General features: G+C 72.7%; 22 protein-coding genes. 12 read left to right on the top strand and 10 right to left on the bottom strand.

From position 1 onward, the window contains the following. The first annotated feature begins 4 nt into the window (after positions 1–4). From ACFWCH_RS09775 to csrA, 4 genes are read left to right on the top strand one after another with little or no spacing between them, the layout of a single operon-like run. A complete protein-coding gene (locus ACFWCH_RS09775; RefSeq protein WP_378803450.1) occupies positions 5–766 on the top strand; it encodes a flagellar biosynthetic protein FliR in 762 nt (253 codons plus the stop codon). Next, positions 763–1854 carry a flagellar biosynthesis protein FlhB gene (locus ACFWCH_RS09770; protein WP_378803449.1) on the top strand — a complete coding sequence of 364 codons (1092 nt, stop codon included), beginning with the start codon at positions 763–765 and terminating at the stop codon, positions 1852–1854. Before ACFWCH_RS09775 ends, ACFWCH_RS09770 begins: the two co-directional genes overlap by 4 nt. Continuing rightward, positions 1851–3914, top strand: a complete 2064-nt coding sequence (locus ACFWCH_RS09765; protein ID WP_378803448.1) for a flagellar biosynthesis protein FlhA — start codon at positions 1851–1853, stop codon at positions 3912–3914. Before ACFWCH_RS09770 ends, ACFWCH_RS09765 begins: the two co-directional genes overlap by 4 nt. Positions 3915–3918: 4 nt before the next feature. Next, entirely contained in the window at positions 3919–4170 is a 252-nt protein-coding gene (csrA, locus tag ACFWCH_RS09760; protein ID WP_136029658.1) for a carbon storage regulator CsrA, read from the top strand. A gap of 4 nt (positions 4171–4174) precedes the next feature. Here the strand turns inward: csrA and ACFWCH_RS09755 are convergent, their stop codons facing one another. From ACFWCH_RS09755 to coaA, 8 genes are all read right to left on the bottom strand, one after another. Next, positions 4175–5311: a hypothetical protein gene (locus ACFWCH_RS09755; protein ID WP_378803447.1), complete on the bottom strand. Its 1137-nt coding sequence runs from the start codon at positions 5309–5311 to the stop codon at positions 4175–4177. Then, positions 5308–6900, bottom strand: a complete 1593-nt coding sequence (locus tag ACFWCH_RS09750; protein WP_136029663.1) for a cell wall metabolism sensor histidine kinase WalK — start codon at positions 6898–6900, stop codon at positions 5308–5310. The genes ACFWCH_RS09755 and ACFWCH_RS09750 overlap by 4 nt, the downstream gene beginning before the upstream one ends. Positions 6901–7108: 208 nt before the next feature. Then, complete coding sequence (locus tag ACFWCH_RS09745; protein WP_136029675.1) at positions 7109–7909, bottom strand: response regulator transcription factor; 801 nt, start codon at positions 7907–7909, stop codon at positions 7109–7111. Then, positions 7906–8400 (bottom strand): tRNA (adenosine(37)-N6)-threonylcarbamoyltransferase complex ATPase subunit type 1 TsaE, encoded by a 495-nt coding sequence (tsaE, locus tag ACFWCH_RS09740; RefSeq protein ID WP_372490575.1) that lies wholly within the window; start codon positions 8398–8400, stop codon positions 7906–7908. The genes ACFWCH_RS09745 and tsaE overlap by 4 nt, the downstream gene beginning before the upstream one ends. Beyond that, positions 8397–9503: an alanine racemase gene (alr, locus tag ACFWCH_RS09735; RefSeq protein WP_378803446.1), complete on the bottom strand. Its 1107-nt coding sequence runs from the start codon at positions 9501–9503 to the stop codon at positions 8397–8399. Before alr ends, tsaE begins: the two co-directional genes overlap by 4 nt. Then, positions 9500–9859, bottom strand: coding sequence for a holo-ACP synthase (locus ACFWCH_RS09730; RefSeq protein ID WP_136029679.1), 360 nt, complete (start codon positions 9857–9859; stop codon positions 9500–9502). Before ACFWCH_RS09730 ends, alr begins: the two co-directional genes overlap by 4 nt. Positions 9860–9931: 72 nt before the next feature. Further along, a complete protein-coding gene (gene glmS, locus ACFWCH_RS09725) occupies positions 9932–11779 on the bottom strand; it encodes a glutamine--fructose-6-phosphate transaminase (isomerizing) (protein WP_136029681.1) in 1848 nt (615 codons plus the stop codon). A gap of 64 nt (positions 11780–11843) precedes the next feature. Further along, the gene (gene coaA, locus ACFWCH_RS09720; protein ID WP_136029683.1) at positions 11844–12794 is read right to left on the bottom strand and encodes a type I pantothenate kinase; all 951 of its coding nucleotides are present in this window, start codon (positions 12792–12794) and stop codon (positions 11844–11846) included. Between the two features lie 28 nt (positions 12795–12822). Between coaA and ACFWCH_RS09715 the strand changes: the two genes are divergently transcribed. From ACFWCH_RS09715 to ACFWCH_RS09700, 4 genes are all read left to right on the top strand, one after another. Continuing rightward, positions 12823–13761: a Ppx/GppA family phosphatase gene (locus ACFWCH_RS09715; RefSeq protein WP_136029684.1), complete on the top strand. Its 939-nt coding sequence runs from the start codon at positions 12823–12825 to the stop codon at positions 13759–13761. 35 nt (positions 13762–13796) lie between these two features. Then, entirely contained in the window at positions 13797–14273 is a 477-nt protein-coding gene (locus ACFWCH_RS09710) for a VanZ family protein (RefSeq protein WP_136036910.1), read from the top strand. Then, positions 14270–15055 (top strand): low molecular weight phosphatase family protein, encoded by a 786-nt coding sequence (locus tag ACFWCH_RS09705; protein ID WP_378803445.1) that lies wholly within the window; start codon positions 14270–14272, stop codon positions 15053–15055. Before ACFWCH_RS09710 ends, ACFWCH_RS09705 begins: the two co-directional genes overlap by 4 nt. Before the next feature lie 89 nt (positions 15056–15144). Next, on the top strand, positions 15145–16614 hold the full coding sequence (locus ACFWCH_RS09700) for a polysaccharide biosynthesis tyrosine autokinase (protein ID WP_206251682.1): 1470 nt from the start codon (positions 15145–15147) through the stop codon (positions 16612–16614). Here ACFWCH_RS09700 and ACFWCH_RS09695 read toward each other — a convergent pair. Further along, a complete protein-coding gene (locus ACFWCH_RS09695) occupies positions 16605–17744 on the bottom strand; it encodes a hypothetical protein (RefSeq protein ID WP_378803444.1) in 1140 nt (379 codons plus the stop codon). The two genes, ACFWCH_RS09700 and ACFWCH_RS09695, sit on opposite strands and share 10 nt — an antisense overlap. Before the next feature lie 255 nt (positions 17745–17999). Here ACFWCH_RS09695 and ACFWCH_RS09690 point away from each other — a divergent pair, with 255 nt between their 5' ends. From ACFWCH_RS09690 to ACFWCH_RS09680, 3 genes are all read left to right on the top strand, one after another. After that, a complete protein-coding gene (locus ACFWCH_RS09690) occupies positions 18000–18644 on the top strand; it encodes a hypothetical protein (protein ID WP_378803443.1) in 645 nt (214 codons plus the stop codon). 151 nt (positions 18645–18795) lie between these two features. Beyond that, positions 18796–19692 (top strand): helix-turn-helix domain-containing protein, encoded by an 897-nt coding sequence (locus ACFWCH_RS09685; protein WP_136028737.1) that lies wholly within the window; start codon positions 18796–18798, stop codon positions 19690–19692. A 197-nt stretch (positions 19693–19889) separates the two neighbouring features. Beyond that, positions 19890–20438 carry a hypothetical protein gene (locus ACFWCH_RS09680; protein WP_378803442.1) on the top strand — a complete coding sequence of 183 codons (549 nt, stop codon included), beginning with the start codon at positions 19890–19892 and terminating at the stop codon, positions 20436–20438. Positions 20439–20494: 56 nt separating this feature from the next. On the opposite strand, the gene ACFWCH_RS09675 is transcribed toward ACFWCH_RS09680, so the two are convergent. Continuing rightward, positions 20495–21559, bottom strand: coding sequence for an acyltransferase family protein (locus ACFWCH_RS09675; protein ID WP_378803441.1), 1065 nt, complete (start codon positions 21557–21559; stop codon positions 20495–20497). Between the two features lie 47 nt (positions 21560–21606). Between ACFWCH_RS09675 and lepB the strand changes: the two genes are divergently transcribed. Beyond that, positions 21607–22284, top strand: coding sequence for a signal peptidase I (lepB, locus tag ACFWCH_RS09670; protein WP_136028740.1), 678 nt, complete (start codon positions 21607–21609; stop codon positions 22282–22284). Positions 22285–22292 lie beyond the last annotated feature (8 nt).

Here is a 22292-nt window from a genome sequence, read left to right as displayed (position 1 = left end):
GCGCGTGTACATCCCGATCGACTTCGTGTGGCTGGAGGCCACGATGCTCGCGGCCGTGCGCATCACGGCGTTCATCATGATCGCTCCGCCGTTCTCCTACGGCGCGATCCCGGTGCGCGTGAAGGCCATGCTGTCGATCGGGCTGTCCCTCGCGGTGGGCGCGGCCGTCGCCCCCGGCTACGAGCCGCTGGACACCGGCGCGTTCCTCGGCGCGCTCGTGCTCCAGGTGCTCACCGGTGCGCTGCTGGGTTTCCTGGTGATGATGTGCTTCGCGGCGCTGCAGGCAGCCGGCAGCCTGATCGACGTGTTCGGCGGGTTCCAGCTCGCCCAGGCGTTCGACCCGGCGGCGATGGTCAACGGCGCCCAGTTCACCCGCCTGTTCCACCTGACGGCGCTGACGCTGCTGTTCGCCTCCGGCGGCTACCAGCTGATCCTCGCAGGGCTCGCGCGCAGCTTCGACGCGGTGCCGGTCGACGGCGTCTTCGCAGTCGCCGGACCCGTCGAGCTGCTCGTCGACGGGGTGTCGCAGATGGTGCTCGCGGCCGTGCAGATCGCGGGCCCGCTCGTGCTCGTGCTGTTCCTGGCCGACGTGGGCCTCGGCCTGATCACCCGGGTCGCGCCCGCGCTCAACGCCTTCGCGATGGGCTTCCCGGTGAAGATCCTGCTGACCCTGCTGCTCGCCGGCGCCGTGTACGTGGCGTTCCCCGGCATCATCGACGCGCTCGCCTCCCAGGCCTTCCGGCTGATGCAGGGGGTGACGCCGTGAGCGACGCCGACAGCGGGGAGCGCAGTGAGAAGGCGACCGACAAGCACCTGCGCGAAGCCCGGCAGAAGGGCCGCCTCGCCCGCAGCCAGGACCTCACGGCGTGGGTCGGCATCGGCGCCGCGGCCGTCATGATGCCCGCCGCGATCGCTGCGGGCACCGCCGCGGGCACCGAGCAGCTCATCTCGCTCACCTCGCTCATGCGGGCGCCGTCGCCCGAGGCCGCGCTCGGCGCGCTGGGCCGCGGGCTCGCGTCGGTCCTGCCCACGCTCGGCGCGCTGCTGGCCGCCGTCGCGGTCGTCACCCTGCTCGGCGCGGTGGTGCAGGGCGGCGTGCACCTGCGCAAGCTCACCGGACGCTACGAGCAGTTCAACCTCGTCTCGGGCATGCGGCGGGTGTTCGGCCTGCAGGCGCTCTGGGAGGGCGCGAAGGCGCTGCTCAAGACGGCAGCGGTCGCGCTCGCGCTGTGGTTCGTGATCGCCGGGCTCATGCCGGTGCTGACCGCGAGCGGCGCGCACTCGATCTCCCGTCTGCTGGGCACCGCGGCCGAGGGCACCGCCGCCCTCCTGCAGACCGCGATCGGCGTGGGCCTGGTCCTCGCCGCGATCGACCTGTTCGTGGTGATGCGCCGCAACCGCAAGCACACGCGCATGACCAAGAAGGAAGTGCGCGACGAGAACAAGAACTCCGAGGGCGACCCGCTGATCCGCCAGCAGCGCCGGTCGCGCCAGCTCGCCGTGAGCCGCAACCGGATGATCGCGGCGGTCGCGAACTCCGACGTCGTGGTGGTCAACCCCACCCACATCGCGATCGCACTGAGCTACGAGGCCGGCACCTCCGCGCCCCGCGTGGTCGCGAAGGGCAGCGGGGTGATCGCCGAGCGCATCCGCGAGAAGGCGCTCGAGGCCGGGGTGCCCCTCGTGCGCGACATCACCCTCGCGCGATCCCTGCACGCCGCGTGCGAGCTGGGACACGAGATCCCCGAAGACCTGTACAACGCCGTGGCGCGCGTGCTCGTGTTCGTCGACGCCCTGCGGCGTCGCGGCGCCGCCCGCGGCATCCACTCGCTCCCCTACCGGAGGACCGCATGAAGAAGATGCTCACCACGCTGATGGTGCCGATCGGGGTGGTCGGCATCATCATGCTGCTCGTCGTCCCGGTGCCGCCGTTCCTGCTCGACGTGCTCATCATCCTCAACATCATGTTCGCGCTGGTGATCCTGCTCACGTCGATGTTCGTGAAGAAGCCGCTCGACTTCTCGGTGTTCCCCTCGCTGCTGCTGGTGGCGACGCTGTTCCGTCTCGGCCTGAACGTCGCGTCCACCCGGCTCGTGCTGGGCGAGGCGTACGCGGGGCAGGTCATCGAGGCGTTCGGGGCCATCGCGGTCGGCGGCTCGCTCATCATCGGCGCGGTCGTGTTCCTCATCCTCGTGGTGATCCAGTTCGTCGTCGTCACGAAGGGTGCCGAGCGCGTGGCCGAGGTCGGCGCCCGGTTCACGCTCGACGCGATGCCCGGCAAGCAGATGGCCATCGACGCCGATCTCAACGCGGGACTCATCACCGACACGGAGGCCAGGCAGCGCCGCGCCGAGGTGGCCGCGGAGGCCGACTTCTACGGCGCCATGGACGGTGCCTCGAAGTTCGTGAAGGGCGACGCGATCGCCGGGCTCGTCATCATCATCATCAACATCGTCGGCGGCATCGCGATCGGGCTCGTGCAGCACGGCATGTCGATCGACCAGGCCATGAGCACGTACAGCCTCCTGACGATCGGCGACGGCCTGGTCACGCAGATCCCGGCCCTGCTCATGGCCGTGTCGACCGGCATGATCGTGACCCGTTCGACCGCCGAGACCGAGATGGGCACGGCCGCATCGGCCCAGCTCGGGCAGTCCCGCAACGCGCTGCTGATCGCCGGGTGCGCGGCCATCATCATGTCGCTCATCCCGCACATGCCGATGCTGCCGTTCGTCGCGATCGGGGCGCTGCTGCTCCTGGTCGCCCAGCGCATCACCGCCACCAGGAAGCGGGAGGCGGCCGAAGCCGCGAAGGCACCGGTGACGCCGCCTGCGGAGCAGCCGGAGGAGCTGATCGAGCGGATGCGCGTGCACCCGCTCGAGATCCTCCTCTCGCCCGACATCGTCGACCTGGTCACCGGCGGCCCCGACGACCTGCTCGCGCGCGTGAAGGCGCTGCGGCGGCGCATCGCGCTCGACCTCGGCCTGGTCACCCCGCCCGTCCGCACGCGCGACAGCATCGAGCTGCCGCAGGCCACGTACGTGATCCGCATCGCCGGGGTGGAGACCGGACGCGGCACCGCGCCGGGCGGATCGGTGCTCGCGCTCGGCTCGGGACTCGAGTCGCTGCCCGGCGCCGCAGCCCTCGACCCCGTGTTCGGGCTGGAGGGCAAGTGGATCCCGATGGAGATGCGGCACAGCGCCGAGTTCGCCGGGGCGACCGTGATCGACCGGGCCAGCGTGATCGTCACGCACCTGTCGAGCGTGATCCAGACGCACGCCGCGCGGCTGCTGTCGCGGGAGGACGTGCGCCAGCTCACCGACGCGCTCAAGCAGGTGTCGCCGTCGGCGGTGGAGGAGCTCACGCCCGCGCAGCTCTCGCTCGCCGAGGTCCAGCGCGTGCTGCAGGGGCTGCTCGCGGAGCGCGTGCCGATCAACGACCTCGGCCGCATCTACGAGGCGCTGGCCCTGCGCGCCAAGACCTCGACCGACCCGGAGGGGCTGATCGAGGCCGCCAGGGCCGCGCTCGGCCCGGCGATCGCCGCGCGCTTCGCGGAGAACGGCGTGCTGCGGGTGGTCATGATCAACCCGCTGCTGGAGCAGGCGATGCTGGAGAGCCTGCGGCCGGGCGACGACGGCACCCAGATCGTGTTCGAGCCGCAGCGCATGGAGGCCGTGATCGCCTCGGTCAAGCAGGCGGTCGCCGCGCAGGCGGACGGGCCGGAGCCGGTGCTGGTGTGCGCGCCGTCGCTGCGGCCGGCCGTGCGACGGCTGGTGTCGGCGCAGATCGACGGCCTGCCGGTGCTGTCGTACAGCGAGGCCACCGCGGCGCCGCTGACGATCGAGACCATCGGCGTGGTGCGCGACGCCTCGACCGCGTCGCTGGGGCCCGCCCCCGTCGCACCAGTAGGCTGATCGAATGCTGGTGTTGACGAGGCGGATCGGTGAGAGCGTGCGCATCGACGGCGAGATCGAGGTCACGCTGCTCGACATCAAGGGCGACAGCGTGCGGATCGGCGTGAAGGCCCCGCGGGAGACGCGCATCCAGCGCACCGAGATCATCGAGGCCGTCGGCGCCGAGAACGTCTCCGCCGCCGCCGACACCGACGCCACCGCCGAGGGGGCCATCGCCGCCGCGCTCGCGCGCGGCCGCGAGCACCGCCGGTCCTAGCCGTTCACACTGGCGAGAGGTCGGCGGACACGGCGCGCTTCCACTGGTCGCCGCCGGCCGCACGTGCCCGGTCCGCGGCGGCGGCCGCCGCCGCCAGCAGCGCGTCGTAGTCGTAGCCGGCGACGCTCGAGGTGGCCCAGCCGATGCTGGCCGAGGAGCGGATGCCGCTCACCGGCGCGTCCGGGTCGATGACCGAGATCCGGGACAGGATCGCGCGCAGGTGGAAGCGCACGGCCTCGTCGCTGCCGCGGATCAGCACGACGACCCGGTCGTCGCTCACCCGCTCGGCGTCGGCGGTCGTGGGCAGCGCCTCCTGGACGTCGGCGTGGAAGCGGTCGACGATCCGGCGGAAGGCCCCGCTGCTCGACGCCTCGCGCAGGTCGGCGGGGTCGTCCAGCCGCACGTCCAGCACCGACCACGCCCCGTCGTTCTGCGCCTCGGCCTTGCGCAGGCGGGCCCTGGCACGGTCGGCCGCCCCGACGTCACCGCGCGCCGCACTCTCCACCCGCACCAGCAGCACGAGGGTGAAGGCGGCGCAGGTGCTCACCACGATCGCGCCGACGGCGTTCATGCCCCGCAGGGCGCTCAACTGCGCCTCGGTGCTCACGCTCCCCGACACCAGTGCCGACGCCCCGCTGACCACGGAGACGATCGCGAAGCCGCACGCGGCGAGCGCGAGGGGCATCACGACGTCGCGCGCGGGAGGCTGCCCGCGCAGCAGCTCCCACGCGAGGAGCCCGGCGAACACGCCCATCGACAGGAAGACGAGGTGGAAGACCAGCAGGTACCAGGCCGTGCCCGCCGTGGACACCAGGGCGACCGGCACGCCGATCAGCGCCACGATCACCGGCAGCCAGGGGGCCGAGCGCCCGAAGTGGATCCGCACGCCGATCCAGACGAGGGGGATGAACACGACCGTCAGCGCCGACGAGGCGGCCCGCAGGACCGGGAGGCCGGTGTGGTGCCCGGCCAGCCACAGGTACGCGCCCAGCATGCCGATCCCGAAGGCCACGCCCCACACGATCGTCGCCCTGGTCGGGCGCGCCAGGGTGGCGAGACCGATCACGATCGCGGTCAGCACGGTCACGACGGCGACCATGCTGGTGGTCACGTCGACGTTGACGGGCACGAGCGGTGTCATGCCGGATCCTTCCTCGGGGAACGGCGCGGGAAGCGCACGGTGACGGTGGTGCCGACGCCCACCTCGCTGTCGACGAGGATCTCCCCGTCGTGCGCGACGACGATGTCCCGCGCGATGCCCATGCCGAGCCCGGTGCCGGAGATCCCGCCCCGCACGGCGCTGTCGGTGCGGAAGTACGGCTCGAAGAGACGGGGCAGCTCGTCGGGGGCGATGCCCATGCCGGTGTCGACCACGCTCACCTCGGCCCTGGCATCGTCCGCGCCGACCCGCACCTGGATGCGGCCGCCGGACGGGGTGTACTTCACGGCGTTGCCGATCAGGTTGTCGAGCACCTGGCGCAGCCGGAACGCGTCGCCGGTGATGACCAGGCGGTCCGCGCCGTCGAGGCTCAGCTCCTGCCGGGCGGCGGTGATCAGCGGCGCGAACGAGGCCGCGGACGCCTCCACCACCTCGCGCAGGTCCACCGGCTCGAACGGCTCCGGCGAGCTGCGGGTCTGCGCCTGCATGCTCGAGAGCAGGTCCTGCATCCGCTCCCCCGCGTTGGCGATCACCTCGACCTGCGCGGGCACGCGGCCCGGCAGGTCGTCGCGTTCGCGCAGCAGCTCCACGTGCCCGATGATCGCGGTGAGCGGGTTGCGCAGCTCGTGCGAGACGATCGCGGTGAGGGCCCTGCGCTCCTCCGCGGCCTCCAGGAGCGCGGTGACGTCGTCGATCACGACCAGAGCGATGTGCTCGCCCTCGCCGGCCCCGGCCATCGCCTGCGTGGTCACCTCCAGCGCCCGCCACTGTCCCGCGCCGTCGAACAGCCACACCCGTTCGGCGCGCAGCTCCTCCCCCGCGGCCGCCCGCGCCAGGGTCGTGCGCGCGGGGCTCAGGGCGGTGCCGCGCCGCGCGTCGTACTCGACCGAGGCGGAGGGCAGGGCGGCCCCGTAGCGGTCGCGGCCGTACAGCGCGCGGTAGGCGTCGTTCATCTGCAGGATCCGCCCCTGTGCGGTGACCACGACCAGGGCGACACCGAGCGCGTCGATGATCTGCGTCACCCGCTGCTGGTTGGTCTCGGCCCGCTCGGCCGCCCTGTTCACCTGCTCGGAGCGCCGCTGCAGCAGCCGTCGCGCGGCACCGGACCGCTGCGAGCCGATCCGCACCGTGACCCCGAGGAAGCTGAGGGTCACGACGACCGTCAGCACCCGCAGCAGCACGTCGGCCGGCTCCCCCGAGCGGTCGGCGAAGAACACCAGACAGCCACTGCTGAAGGCGACACCGGTGAACACCCACGGCATCGAGAAGTAGGTCGCCAGCCACACCACAGGGAACACCCACAGGAACCCGAGCCGCAGGTCGGGGGCGTTGGTGGTGAAGCCGACGGCCAGGATGTCCAGGAGCGGGAGCGCGGTCACGGCGGTGCGCGGAAGCCGGCGCCACGGCACGAGCAGGGCGACGAGCGTGGTGACCACCACGAGGACGATCCCGACCACGAACAGCGGGATCGTGAGCGTGTGCGGCTTGAAGCCCGCGACCATCACCACGATGGCGACGATGCTGCCCGCGAACACGAGTTGCCAACGCCAGATCGACACAGTGCGGATCATGAAGCCCCCGCCTCCTGGTCGATCCTCAGCTTTGTCGCAAGATTACTCAAAGATCGGGCCTACGCGCTCTTCAGGCGACATCGGCGTCCTACGATTCTGAGTGGGGGCCGACACTGCGACTGGGGATTTCGCAGACGCTGGGGCCGCGCGAGTGGGGATTCGCAGGCATCCGGGGCCGCGGTGGGGGAGCCGCGGCCTCGAACCCCTGTCAGCCGGGTTGATCGCCGGCTGGGGTGAGCCGATAGCCGACGCCGCGCACGGTCTCGATGTAGCGCGGCTCGGTGGGGCTGTCGCCGAGCTTGCGGCGCAGGTTGGCCATGTGGGTCTCGATGGCGCGCTTGTCCGGTTCGCTGACGGGGTCGGCGGAGCCGGACGGCGCGCCGCGCAGACCCCGTGCGAGCTCCGCCTTGCTGCACACGCGGCGCCGCGACTCCAGCAGCGCGGCGAGCAGGTCGAACTCCGTGGGGGTGAGCTCGACCGGACGCTGCGCCACGAGCACGAGTCGCGTGTCGAGGTCGAGACTGAGGTCGCGATGCACCCGACCACGCCACGTGGACACCGTCGTGTCGGTCGCGGCGGCCGGCGGCGCGGGCGCGACCGGCCGCTGCGTCGCCGTGGCGACCGGGAGCCGCGGTCGCCGCAGGAGCGCCTCGATCCGCGCGCGCAGCTCGCGCGGACGGAACGGCTTGACCAGGTACTCGTCGGCGCCCGAGGTGAGACCGAGCACCACGTCGGACTCCTCCGCGAGCGCGGACAGCATGATGATGAACGTGTCGCTGACCCGGCGGATGCGCCGGGCCACCTCGAACCCGTCGATGCCGGGCAGGTTGATGTCGAGCGTGGTGATCACGGGCTGGTGCCGTTCGACCGCCGCGAGGCCCTCCGGCCCCGACCCGGTGACGGCGACCTCGAAGCCCGCGGCGAGGAACACCTCCTCCAGCAGCGACTGCACGCCGGGGTCGTCCTCGATGATGACCGCGACCAGGTCGCCGACGCTGCGGGCGGTCATGCCCGCTGCTCCCGGACGATGGTGACCACGCGCGGGGCGTCCGCGTCGAGCTCGGACGGGTCGAGGTCGTCGTCGGCTCCGGCCGCGCCGACCGGGCGTTCCAGCTCGATGTCCCACCACGCGTCGGCGAGCTCCTCCGCCATGCCGCGCCCCCATTCGATCACGACCACCGAGCGCTGCAGGTCGAGATCGAGGTCGTCGAGCTCGGCGGCCGAGCCGAGCCGGTAGGCGTCGACGTGCACGAGCGGCGCCCCGCCCACGAGCGACGGGTGGGTGCGCGCGATCACGAACGTGGGGCTCTGCACGGGTCCGCGCACGCCGAGCCCCTCCGCGAGCCCCCGCGTGAAGGTGGTCTTGCCCGCCCCGAGCGGCCCCGTGAGGATGAGCAGGTCGCCCGCCTCCAGCTGTTCGCCGATCCGCAGGCCGAGCTGTTCCATCTCGTCCGCGGTGGCGATCTCCCGGCGGCCGAGGAACGCCGGGTCGACGCTCACGACGCCCTCCGCGGCACCCGGTGTCCGATGCGGGTCACGATCTCGTAGTCGATCGTGCCCGCGGCGTCCGCCCACTCCCGCGCCGACGGCACGCCGAGGGTCGGATCGCCGAACAGCACCACCTCGTCGCCGATCGAGACGGGGGTGTCCCCCACGTCCACCACGAACTGGTCCATCGCGATGCGGCCGACGTTCACGAAGCGGCGCCCGCCGATCGACACGGGAAGGCGCCCGGAGGCGCTGCGGGGCACGCCGTCGGCGTAGCCCAGCGGCACCAGGACGAGCGTGGTGTCGCGGTCGGTGCGATGGTCGTAGCCGTACGAGACACCGGTGCCGGCCGGCACCCGGCGCACGGCCGCGACCGCGCCGCGCAGCGTCATGGCCGGGCGCAGGCCCAGTTCGGCCGAGGAGCGGTCGTCGAACGGCGACTGCCCGTACAGCCCGATGCCGATCCGCACCGCATCCAGCCGCGTCTCCGGCAGGTCGATCGCCGCGGCGGTCGCGGCGATGTGGCGGATCTCCGGGCGGATGCCGAACGACGCCGCCGCGGCCACCCCCTCCTCGAACTTCGCCAGCGCCGCCCTGTCGTCGGCGGGTGAGGTGTTCGACAGGTGACTGAACAGGCCCACCACCCGCAGCCGCCCGATGCGTTCGAGCCGCGCGGCCTCGGCCAGCACCCGCCCCCAGTCGCCCGGGGCGATGCCGTTGCGCGACAGCCCCGTCTCGAACTTCAGGTGCACCGCGACCGGGCTGTCGACCGCCGCCGCGGCCGCCGCCGCCTCCAGCTGGTCGAACGAGGAGATCCCGAGCTCGATGTTCTCGGCCGCCGCCTGGGTGAAGCGCTCCCCCGGGGCGTGCAGCCAGGCGAGGATCGGCGCGTGCACGCCCTGCCGACGCAGCTCCAGCGCCTCCGGGATCTCGGCGACCCCGAGCCGGGTGGCACCGGCCGAGAGCGCGGCCACCGCGGTCGCCGCGGCACCGTGTCCGTACGCGTTGGCCTTCACCACCGCGAGCACCTCGACCCCGGTGAGCCGACGGAAGTGCCGCACGTTGTCGGCGATCGCGTCGAGGTCGATCGCGGCCTCACGGAAGTGGACGGTCACAGCGGTGCTCCTTCGGCGACGACGAACGCGGCGGCCAGGCCCGCGTCGTGGGTGAGGGTGAGGTGCAGGGTCACGATGCCGCGCTCCTCGACGACCGCCGCCGTCGATCCGGACAGCACGAAGTACGGCCGCCCCGAGGGCTCGGAGGCGATCTCGATCTCGGTCCAGTGCACGCCGTCCGACCCGCCCAGCGTCTTGATCAGCGCCTCCTTGGCGGCGTAGCGCGCGGCCAACGACGGCAGTCGGAGCGCCTGCTCCGAGGGGGCGAACAGCCGCTCGCGGAGCTTGGGCGTGCGGGTCATCGTGCGCTCGAACCGGGGGATGTCCACGAGGTCGATGCCGGTGCCGATGATCACCCGTTCAGCTTACTCGCGCGGAACGGCCCCGCCCCGGAGCGGGACGGGGCCGTTCGCGGACGACGGGCGGGGTCACTCCACCGTGACGGACTTGGCCAGGTTGCGCGGCTGGTCCACATCGAGTCCCTTGGCGGTGGCCAGCGCCATCGCGAAGATCTGCAGCGGCACCACGGCCAGCAGCGGCTCGAACATGGGGCCGGCGAGCGGGATGTGGATGACCTCGTCGGCGAAGGGCAGCACCGCGGCGTCGCCCTCCTCCGCCACCACGATGACCCGGGCGCCGCGCGCGCGGATCTCCTGGATGTTGGAGACGACCTTCGAGTGCACGAGCGCGGAGTGGCGCGGCGACGGCACCAGCACGAACACCGGCTGCCCCGGCTCGATCAGCGCGATCGGGCCGTGCTTGAGCTCGCCGGCGGCGAAACCCTCGGCGTGGATGTAGGAGATCTCCTTGAGCTTGAGCGCGCCCTCCAGCGCGATCGGGTAGCCCACGTGGCGACCGAGGAACAGCACGGAGCGGGTGTCGGCCATCCAGCCGGCGAGCTGCGTGACGTGCTCCTGCTCGCTCTCCAGCACCGCGGCGACCTTCTCGGGCAGGGCCAGCAGCTCGGCGACGTCGGTGGACGCGTCGGCGACCGTGCCGCGCACGCGACCCATGTGCAGGCCGAGCAGCAGCAGCGCCGTGATCTGTGCCGAGAACGCCTTGGTCGACGCGACCGCGACCTCCGGTCCGGCGTGCGTGTAGACGACCGCGTCGGACTCGCGCGGGATGGTGGCGCCCTGCGTGTTGCACACCGAGAGGGTGCGCGCGCCGCGCTCGCGGGCGTACTTGACGGCCATGAGCGTGTCCATGGTCTCGCCCGACTGGCTGATCGACACGACCAGGGTGTCGGCGCCGATCACGGGGTCGCGGTAGCGGAACTCGTGCGCGAGCTCGACGTCGACCGCGACGCGCGCCCACTGCTCGATGGCGTACTTGCCGACGAGGGCGGCGTACGACGCGGTGCCGCACGCGGTGATGATGACGCGGTTGATGCCGGTGAACAGCTCGTCGAGCCCGTCGAGCTCGGGGATCACGACCTGCCCGTCCTGGATGCGACCGCGGATCGTGTTGGCCACGGCCTCGGGCTGCTCGGCGACCTCCTTGGCCATGAAGCTCGACCAGCCGCCCTTCTCGGCGGCGGCGGCATCCCACGACACGTCGAAGGGCTCCGGGGTGACCGGGGTGCCGGCGAAGTCGATCACGGTCACGGCGTCGGGCGTGATCGACACGATCTGGTCCTGACCGATCGCGAGCGCCTGGCGGGTGTGCTCGACGAAGGCCGCGACGTCGGAGCCGAGGAAGTTCTCGCCCTCGCCCAGGCCGATCACGAGCGGGGAGTTGCGGCGGGCACCGACGACGAGGCCGGGGTGGTCCTGGTGCATCGCGAGCAGCGTGAAGGCGCCCTCGAGGCGGTTCACGACCGAGCGGAAGGCGAGCTCGAGGTCGCCGCCGTTGCCGGCGTACTCGCGACCGAGCAGGGCCGCGGCCACCTCGGTGTCGGTCTCGCTGCGGAACACGACGCCGTCGGCGAGCAGCTCGTCGCGCAGCGCGGCGAAGTTCTCGATGATGCCGTTGTGGATCACGGCGAGCTTGTCGTCGTCGGCGAGGTGCGGGTGGGCGTTGCCGTCGGTGGGTCCGCCGTGGGTGGCCCAGCGCGTATGGCCGATGCCGGTGGTGCCGTCGGGCAGCGGCGCGTCGCCGAGCGAGTCGCGCAGCACGGCCAGCTTGCCGGCCTTCTTGCGCATCCCCAGCTCGCCATCGCCGTCGATCACGGCGATGCCCGCGGAGTCATAGCCGCGGTACTCGAGCCGGGCGAGACCGGCGAGAAGGATGTCCTGGCTGGGCCGCGGGCCCACGTATCCGACGATTCCACACATGAGATACAGGGTAAGACGCGATTTTTGCGAGTCGTCCGAACAATAGAGCGCCGACGGCGCGGCGTCACAGCTTGCGCAGCAGCACGCTCTCCACGTCGTGGTCCGGCCCCTTGCGCAGCACCAGGCGTGCGCGATGCCGGGTGGGCATCACGTTCTCGACCAGGTTGGGCATGTTGATCTCGTTCCAGTACCCGAGCGCCGTGGTGATCGCCTCCTCGTCGGTGAGGTGCGCGAACACGTTGAAGTAGGACGACGGATTGCTGAACGCGCCCTGCCGCAGCGCGAGGAAGCGGTCGACGTACCACTTCTCGATGTGCGAGGTCTCGGCGTCGACGAAGATCGAGAAGTCGAACAGGTCGCTGACCGCGACGTCGTTGGGCGCGGGCGGCGGCTGCAGCACGTTCAGCCCCTCCACGATCACCACGTCGGGTCGCCGCACCACGACGTGCGCGTCGGGCACGATGTCGTAGCGCATGTGGGAGTAGAACGGCGCGCGCACCTCGGGGGCGCCGCTCTTGACCTCGGTCAGGAACTCGATCAGCGCGCGCCGGTCGTACGACTCGGGGAAGCCCTTGCGGTCCATGAGCCCGCGGCGCTCCAGCTCGGCGTTCGGATAGAGGAAGCCGTCGGTCGTCACCAGCTCGACGCGTGGCGTGCCCGGCCAGCGGCTCATGAGCTCGCGCAGCAGCCGGGCGATCGTGGACTTGCCCACCGCGACCGATCCGGCGACGCCGACCACGAACGGCGTCGTGCTGTCGTCCTCCTGCAGGAAGGTCGAGGTCGCCGCGCCGAGCTGCTTGGTCGCCGAGGCGTAGAGGCTCAGCAGGCGGCTCAGCGGCAGGTACACCTCGCGCACCTCGGTGAGGTCGAGCCGGTCGCCGATGCCGCGCAGCTCCACGACCTCGGTCTCGGTGAGGGGCTGGTCGAGGCCCGCAGCCAGACGCGCCCACTCGGCTCGGCCGATCTCCCGGTACGGCGACAACGGCAGCGTGGGGTCGGGGGTCACGTGCACCATCGTAACGGCGCGCGAGTAGTCTCTTCCCGTGCGCCTGGGAGTCCTCGACATCGGATCCAACACCGTCCACATGCTCGCGGCCGACGTGCGTCCCGGCGGCCGCCCGCTCGCGACGACCAGCGACCGGACGGTGCTGCGCCTCATGCGCTACCTCACCCCCGACGGCGCCATCTCGGAGGAGGGCGTCGCCGCGCTCGAGGCCGCCGTGGCCCAGGCCCGCCGCGTCGCCGAGGCGGAGCGGGTCGACGAGCTGCTCGCCACAGCGACGAGCGCCGTGCGCGACGCCCGCAACGGCGCCGAGGTCATCGCCCGCATCGAAGCCGCGCTCGGGCAGCCGCTGCAGGTGCTCGACGGCGAGACCGAGGCGGAGCTGACGTTCCTCGCGGTGCGGCGGTGGTTCGGGTGGTCGGCCGGACAGCTGCTGCTGCTCGACATCGGCGGCGGCTCGCTGGAGATCGCCGCGGGGGCGGAGGAGCTGCCCGACGCCGCCGCCTCCGTCCCGCTGGGCGCCGGCCGCATGACCGTGCAGTTCCTCCCCGACGACCCGCCCGGCGAAGCCGACGTCGAGCGGTTGCGCGCGCACGCCGAGACGACGCTCGCCGAGGTGCTGCCCCGATTCCGCGCCCTGCCCCGCCCCGACCACGTCGTCGGATCGTCCAAGGCCATCCGCTCGCTCGCGCGTCTGGTGGGCTACCCGGCGCCCGGGTGGTCGGGCAGCGACCGGATGCTGCTGCCCCGCGCGGCGCTCGGCTCCTGGATCCCGCGGCTCGCCCGCCTGCCCGCCTCGGCCAGACAGGAGCTGCCCGGCATCACCCCCGATCGCACGTTCCAGATCGTGGCGGCCGCGGTCGCTCTGCACACCGCGATGAGCGCCCTGCAGGTGGACGAGCTGGAGGTCTCCCCGTGGGCCCTGCGCGAGGGCGTGCTGCTGCGCTACATCGAGGAGCACAGCGGCGCGCGAACCTGAGAGGGGCGCACACCCCCCGCCGCTAGCATGACCGCATGACCTCCCCCGCCGTCGCCCCCTCGCGCGCGGGCACGGTGACGGCGCGTCTCGCGCTCGTCGGCTACCTGCTGTTCGTCGGCTTCACCGTCTGGCTCCCCGCCTCGGTCTCGGCCAAGGTCACGGGGCTGGTGGGCGTCATGGCCGCGTGGGTGTCCGATGCGGGCATCGCCTCGTACGAGCGCAGCGCCGTGGTGCTGGAGATCCTCGCCAACGTCGCCCTGTTCGTGCCGGTAGGCCTGCTGCTCGCGCTCGCCCTCCCGCGGCTGCGCCTGTGGCAGGTGGTGCTCTGCGGCGGTCTGATGAGCGTGGTCATCGAAGCGGTCCAGGGGCTCATGCCCTCGCGCGTCCCGGCCCTCAGCGACATCATCGCCAACACCTCGGGCACGCTGATCGGCGCGGTGCTCGCCCTGGTGCTGCTCCAGCTGGTGGCGGGTGATCGTCCGGCGGCGGCCCGCCGTAGGCTGGTGTCGTGACCACGCCCCACCCCGACGGCCCTCCGGCCGGCATGAGCCGCAGGGAATGGCGCGAGCTCCGGGCGACGACGCCCGCCGCGTCCTCCGCCTCCCCTTCACCCTCCCCCGAACCCGGGAACGCGCACGCGGACGCCCCGGCGCCCGGCCCGCTCGACGCGCTGCTGCGCCCGGACGCGGGCGGCGACCCCGGCCACCGCCTCACGATCCTCACCGTCTGCACGGGCAACATCTGCCGCTCGCCGCTGGCCGAGGTGATGCTCCGCCGCTCGCTCGAGCCGCTGGGCGTGCGCGTGCACAGCGCGGGGACGCACGCGCTGGTGGGCCACGGCATGCCGGAGCCGGCGCTCGAGCTCGCGGCCACGGCGGGCGTCGAGCCGTCGATCGCCGCCGCCCACCAGGCGCGCTACCTGGTCGAGCCGCTGCTCGCCGACACCGACCTCGTGCTGACCATGGCCAGGGAGCACCGCTCGCACGCGGTGAAGATGCTGCCGAGCATCCTGCGGCGCACGTTCACGGTGCGCGAGTTCGCCCGGCTCGCGTCCACGCTGACCAGTGCGGACGCGAGGGCGGCAGCCGATGCCGCCGGCGACGCCCCTGCCGACCGGTTCGCCGCCGTGCTGCGCGCGCTCAACGACCAGCGCGGGCTCACCCCCTCGCAGCCGGAGGACGACGACGTGATCGACCCGTACCGCCGCTCGCGCGAGACCTACGCGCTCTCGGCATCGCAGCTCACCCCGGCGCTGGCCGAGGTCGAGCGGGTCGTGCGCGACGCCATCGGCTGAGACGCACCCGTCCGCGCGGACGATCACCGTATGCTCATGGTCATGCAGGCATCCCGTGCTCCCCGAGGGATGCGCGAGGGGCGGAAACCGTGGAACTGAGAGACTACGTGCGCATCGTGCGCGCGCACTGGATCGTGATCGTGGTGGCCACGCTGGTCGGCGCCGCCGCCGCGTTCGGATGGACCGCCCTGCAGCCGCGCGTGTACTCCGCCGACACCACCGGCATCGTCACGGCGGCCGGCGGCGACGGCTCGAGCGGCTCCGCCCTGGTGGGCAATCAGCTCGCGCAGAGCAGGGTGAAGTCGTACCTCAACATCGGCTCGTGGCGGGCGGTCGCCGAGCACGCGATCGACGAGCTCGGGCTGGACACGACCCCCGACGTGCTCGTGAACCGGGTGACCGTGACCAATCCGCTCGACACGACCGCCCTGCAGGTCACCGCGAAGGGACCGACGCCGCAGGAGGCACAGGCGCTGGCGCAGGCCTGGCTCGACGGCATGGCGATCGAGATCGACAAGCTCGAGGGCGGCACCTCGTCGACCCCGGCCGCGATCTCCCTCGTGGTGGGCGACTCCGCGCGCCTGCCCACCGAACCCTCCTCCCCCAACACGCGCATCGCCGTCCTCATCGGCGCGCTCGCCGGACTCGCGCTGGGCCTGGTCTACGCGTTCGTGCGCCACACGGTCGACCGGCGGGTCCGCCACCCCCGCGACATCGAGCGCGAGACCGGCGTCTCCGTCATCGGGACGCTGCCGCTGGAGAAGTCGATGTCCGACGAGCGGCAGGTGATCGACTTCTCGCTCGAGTCGCAGCACGGCGTCTCCCACCACACGATCGAGTCGATGCGCGAGCTGCGCACGAACCTGCAGTTCATCGATGTCGATCACCCGCCGCGGGTGATCGTCGTGACCAGCTCGGTGCCGGGCGACGGCAAGTCGACCGTGTCGGTCAACCTCGCCTCGAGCCTCGCGGCCGCCGGGCAGTGGGCGATCCTGATCGACTGCGATCTTCGGCGCCCCGTCATCGCCGACATCTTCGGCATGTCCCGCGACGTCGGGCTGACCGACGTGCTCGCCGGGCGGGCGGAGCTGCAGGACGTGGCGCACCGCCCCTCGCGCGACGTGCCGCTGGCCGTGGTCGGGGCGGGGCGCATCCCGCCGAACCCCAGCGAGCTGCTGGGCTCGAAGCGCATGCGCGACTTCCTGGCCGAGATCAGCTCGTCCGCCATCGTGATCCTCGACTCCCCGCCCGTGCTGCCGGTGACCGATGCGGCGGTGCTCGCCGCCGGCGCTGACGGCGTGCTGATCGTCGTGTCGTCCGGCAAGACCACGTTCGACATGCTGCAGCGCGCGATCGCCAACATCACGCGCACCACCGGCCGCGTGCTCGGCGTCGTGCTCAACCGCGTGCCGCGCAAGGGCGCCGAGTCGGCGTACTACGGCCGCGAGTACTACGGGGCGTACGAGCGGTACGCGGAGCCGGACGACGCACCGGCCGCCGCGCCGTCCGACGCCGGGCAGACGCCGGGCGTGCGCCGCCGGGGCACGGCTCAGGTCTGAGGCACCCGCCGCAGCAGGCCGTCCGCGCGCAGCGTCTCCGCCGCCGCGGCGACGAGGGCCCCGGCGTCCGCGCCCTCCGGGCGGCCGTGCACCCGCACGACCTCCGCCGTGATGTCGTCGAGCGGGCGCCCGTCGGCCGCGCGCCACACGGCCGGTCCGATGCCGTCGAGCACGTGCACGCTGCTGCCGTCGTCGGTGCGGCGCAGCAGGGCCAGTCGTCCGTCGCCGAGGTCGAGCGCGTCGACCATGGCCGTGCGCACGAGCGCGCCGACCGCGCCCCCGGCCACGGGTCCGGGCGCGGGTTCGGGTTCGGGCGCGGGTTCGGGTTCGGGCATGGGTTCGGACGCGGTGTCGGCGTCGTCGCGCGACCGCGACCCCGTCGGCGCCTCCGCGAGCAGCGCGGCCACCACGGCGTCGAGCGTCTCGGCCTCGCGGTAGCGCACGCGCACGGCCCCGCCGACGCGGTCGAGCACGTCGCGGATCAGGTGCAGCGGGCGCGGGGCGTCGCTGAGGTAGCTGGTCTGCGGCGCGAGCAGCTCGAGCGCCTGGGCGAGGTCGAGGCGCTCGACCTCGGGTGAGTCCGGTCCGTCCACGCGGCGGTCCAGCACCACGACGGCGGCGACGCGCGGTGCCCCGGACAGCGGCACCCCGGAGTGCAGCGACGAGGGCGCGACCTGCACCTTGTGCGGTGCGGCGGCCTCGATCACGGACAGCGGCTTCCGGTAGGCGACGATGGTGCCGTCCGCGGCGACCCCGACGGTCTCGTCGCTCACGTACGCGTACCGACGGGCCAGCCGGCGGGCGGCCGTGGTCTTGCCGGTGCCCGACGGCGCGCTGAGCACCGCGACCCGGCCGTCGGCGTCGGCGAGACCCGCGGCGTGCATCATCCACAGGGCGTCGCCGCGGCGCAGGGCCAGCGCTGCGAGGGTCACGTCACTCGACAGGAGCGCGAGGGCCGCGTCGTCGTCGCCGCCCTCCCGAACGCGGACGACGGAGGACAGCGGGCCGTCGGCATCGGTCAGCGCGTCGCTCCAGGCGGCGCGCACCCGATCCGCGAACACCGGACCCCTGGTCGACGCGTCGATGTCGATGACGGCGCCGATCGCGGCGACCCGGATGCGGTCGGACATGGCGCCAGCCTATCCGTGCACCGCGGCAGCTCCCCGGGGCGGCGGCCGAGCCCGCGGCGCTTTCGCCCACCCCGAGTCGAACGCACAATCCGCGCAGAAAGAACGCGCACAGCGCGCTTTTCCCCGGTGCGCCGCCCGCGCCCGTCCGCCCGCCCCTACCGTCTCTTCCACGGAGGGCTCCTGGGGGATGCAGACGGTTCGTGTCGCCGCTCCGCGACCGCACGTCACGCTTCTGCACCCACGGGAGAGAGCCCCATGATCGACGACGACCGTCCCCCGCCCCGACCGTCGCGACGAGCCGTCCTGCACGCCGCCGCCTGGAGCGTCCCGGTGGTGGCGCTGGCCGCCGCCGCACCGCTCGCGGCCGCCAGCGCTACCACTTTCAGCCTGGCCTGGACGGGCGCCACCACTTCACTCGTGGCCCTTCCCCTGCTCGACGGCGGCGGCGTCCTCACCAGCCAGAACGTGGTCACGGTGCCCACCCGCTTCACGATCGTGAACGGGCCGAGCCCGATCACCGCCGCCCCGGCGACGATCACGATCGGGATCGGGCGTCCCACCGACCTCACCCTCTCGCTCGGCCGCGCGCGGGGCATCGGCGTCTGGTCCGTCGACGGTGTCAGGACGACGGCGGGCGAACGCACCGCGGTCTACGAGACCGCGCCGATCGTCGGGCAGTCCGGGTTCCCCGCCACCACGTGGACCGGCACGCGCACCGTCACGGTCGCCCCGGACGGCGCCGTCGACCTGTCGGTCGTCGTCGGGCTCGCCGGAGCGTCGACCGGCGTCACGGTGAGCGCGCTCGCGACCTTCCCCGTGACGCTCACGGTCACCGTCGGCGGGACCGCCGCGACGGCGACCACCACCATCCCCGTGCCCGTCGGCGCGGGAATTCTCTGATCACCTCTGTACTTCCGCGTGCTCCACTGAATACTTGTTCAAATCGGGCAGTGTCGTCCACCGGCGGTGCGCCCCGAACCCTCGAGCGATCGGGGCGGAGCGAACCTCCGCCCGGATCCCCCCGCGGAACGGAACCTCTGAGGAGGACCTCGTGAACACCAAGGCCGCCCACTCGATCGACGACCGCGAGCTCTCCCTGCACGGGATCCGTCGAGTCGGGGACCACCCCGGTCTCCGCTCGCGCGTGCGCAGCTCCGGAGGGGTGCTGCTGCTCGGAATGGGCGGCGCCACGTCCGAGCTCACCGTCGACACGGTCAGCGCCTACCCCGACCACTCGGTGTTCGCGTTCCTGGAGGCGCAGGCCCTGTGGTCGCGCGTCGACGGCGAGCCCTGGGTGGAGACCGAGAGCGGCCTCGTCATCGCACCGCACGGCATCACCCGGCGGCTCCGTGCGGCCGGGGTCTGGCGCTGCGTCGCGGCACTGGTCCCCCGCTCGGCCATCGCATCGTTCGTGCCCTCCCTCCCGCCCGACGCGAGCGTGTACCCCGAACGGCGGCTGCTGGATGCATCGCTGCAGCGATTCATCGCCGGCCTGCTCGACACCGACGCGCACGCGTCGGCCATCGAGCAGTACGCGATCGAGCAGCTGGTGATGGAGATGAGCGGCGCCCTCGTGCTCGACCGCGTGGGCGGTGTCACCGGGCAGGGCACGCCCCACGAGGTCCTGCGCGAGCGGGCGATCGCGGTGATCGCCCAGCAGTGCGGCGACCCGTCGCTGAACCCGGCCAGGGTGGCGCGCGAGGTGCAGTCGTCGCTGCGCCAGCTGCAGCTGGTGTTCTCCGAGGTGAGCAACAGCGTGGCGGGCGAGATCCGGCGACAGCGGGCCCGCCTGGCGCACTCCCTGCTGATGGACAGCCGCTACGACGTGCTGAGCATCGACCAGATCGCGCAGCGCGCCGGCTTCCAGTCGCCGATGAGCCTGCGCCGCGCCCTCGACGAGTCCTACTCCGCAACCCCGCGCGCGCTCCGCTCGGCCCGCCGCGCCTAGCCCGCGCGCCCCTCCCAGAGCACACTCCGCGCAGGTTCGGCGCACCCCGCGCGGCTTTCGCGGGAAGCCCCGGAACGCCGTTCCCCGCCGCCCTAGCTTGAGGTCCACGGAGGGGCTCCTGGGGGATGCAGACAACGTGTCGCCTCTTCACGACACCGCGGGAAACCGCATCTGCATCTACGAGGGAGGACACTCACGTGACCGAGGAAATCCAGAAGAACAAGGGCATCTCGCGCCGCACGGTCGTCAAGGGCGCGGCCTGGTCGGTCCCCGTCATCGCGGCCGCGGTGGCGACGCCGCTGGCCGCCGCATCGCTCACCGACAGCGACCTGGTCCCCGCCCTGAGCGGGCCGATCACGCTCAGCCTGGGCGTGGGCCCGCTGGCCGTCGCGAGCATCGCCACGGTCAACACGCTCACGATCACCAACAACGGCCCGGCCGCCTCCCCCGCCGGCGCCACGACCACCATCCAGTACACGCCGTCGCTGCTGACCCTGAACATCGGCCCGGTCGCCGGTGTGACCGTCGCCGGCTCCGACGGCAACTACACCCTCACGCTCCCGTCGATCCCGGCGGGCGGCAACGTGGTGATCAACCTGGGCACGACGCTCGACTCGCTGCTGAACCTGAGCATCGTGACCGGGCTGCTCGGCGGACCGCAGCAGACGATGACGGCCACCGTCGCGGGCGACGACGTGACCGGCAACAACACGACCACCTCGAACGTGGGCATCACGCTCCTCTGACGAGCCGGCCACGAGGGGTGCGGTGCCGACACCGCACCCCTCGTGCGTGCCGCGGGTCAGCGCGTGCGTCGCAGCGGCTTGCGGCGCCCGGTCACCCAGCCCATCGCCCACTCCACCGGGCCGGTGCCGACGAAGCGCCACCACAGCCAGCCGACCAGGATCATGCCGGGGACGATCACCAGCCATCCGAGCCAGGCGTTCTCCGCCGGCCGTCCGTACGCTCCGTTCCACAGCGCGATGAGACCCACATGCAGCAGGTAGAGCGACAGCGCCACCTGCCCGCACGCCACCAGCGGCGTGAACAGCGCGTTCCAGAACCGGGCGCCGCGGCGGGATGTGGCCGCGAGCACCACCAGCACGTACGTGGCCGACACCAGGCCGATGTCGCGCAGGGTGTCGAACAGGAGCCCGGAGTCCGTTCCGCCGAACTCCGTGAAGGCCGCGACGCCCCACGACAGGTAGGCCACGACCGCGACGCCCGCGAGCGCCCACAGCAGCGCGTCCCGGCGCAGCCCGTGCCGGATCAGCAGGGCACCCGCCAGGAAGAACGGCAGCAGGTTCAGCAGCCGGTACGACGGACTCAGCGCGACCCACTCCAGCAGCTCGTGCAGCGGGCTGGGCGCCGTGTACGCCCACAGCCACCCCCGGGTCAGACGCACCAGCGGGTCGCTGAGCAGCAGCAGCGTCGCGGCGATCGCGATGAGCCACGGCGTGCGGGCGAGCAGCAGCGGGGCGCCGACGATCAGGAGCACGCCCAGATGCCCGAGGATGATCGCCACCCACGACCCCCACGTCGACATCCACACCCCGAGCGCGATCAGGAACAGTCCCCGCACCACCTGCTGCAGCAGCGTGAGCGGCACCCGCGGGCCCCTGGTCCACAGCAGCTGCGCGGACATGCCCATCACGAGAGCGAACAGCGGAGAGGCCAGCTCGTTCAGCATCGAGCTCACGAACGTGACCGGCAGGGGCTTCACGGGCAGGAACACCGCGGCGTGCGCGACGAGCATCGCCACGATCGCGATCCCGCGCAGCACGTCGGGGATGCGCAGCCGATCGGTCGCGCGCACGCCGCTCGACACTCCGGTGGACACGACGTCGGCCTCGGTTCCCCCTCGCATTCCCTGACACTATTGGGTGCACCACCGACCGCGCGACCGGAGAGACCATGACGACGACCGAGCCGTCCCGCCCGCGACGCCGGCGGCGCGGGAGCGTGTGGGTGCACGTCGCGCTCGCCCTTGTGCTCGCGCTGCTGATCGTCGCGTTCGTGGGGCAGCCGTCGTCGAACTCGATGGCGCCGACGCTCGAGCCCGGCGACCGGCTCATCGTGAACCGCCTCGCGTACGTCGCCGCGGACCCGCAGCAGGGCGACATCGTGGTGTTCCGTCCCGGCGACGGGTGGGAGCGCCCCGCGCCGACCGGCAACCCGCTGCGCGACGCCCTCGACGCGGCGGGCGAGGCGACCGGGATCCGGCCGTACGTGCTGGTGAAGCGGGTGATCGCGGGGCCGGGGCAGACCGTCGAGTGCTGCGACGCCGAGGGCGCGGTCCTGGTCGACGGCGAACCGCTCGACGAACCCTACGTCACGCGCGACCTGCCCTTCGTGGCGGGAGAGCTCGACTGCGACACGACCCCGGCCTCGACGCGCTGCTTCCCCGCGGTCACCGTGCCGGAGGACTCGTACCTGGTGCTGGGCGACAACCGCGCGAACTCGGCGGACTCGGTCTACCCGTGCCGCGGCAGGCCCGACGCCGGCGACTGCGCCCGGTGGATGACGCGGGACGAGGTCGTGGGCAGGGCGGGGCCGATCCTGTGGCCGTTCGACCGGTGGGGCGGCCCGTGACCCCCGGC

The sequence above is a fragment of the Microbacterium sp. NPDC060132 genome, from assembly GCF_042729675.1.
GTDB classification, from domain to species: domain Bacteria; phylum Actinomycetota; class Actinomycetes; order Actinomycetales; family Microbacteriaceae; genus Microbacterium; species Microbacterium sufflavum.
The sequence above is the reverse complement of the archived record's forward strand: the minus strand, read 5'-3'. Positions and strand labels throughout refer to the sequence as shown.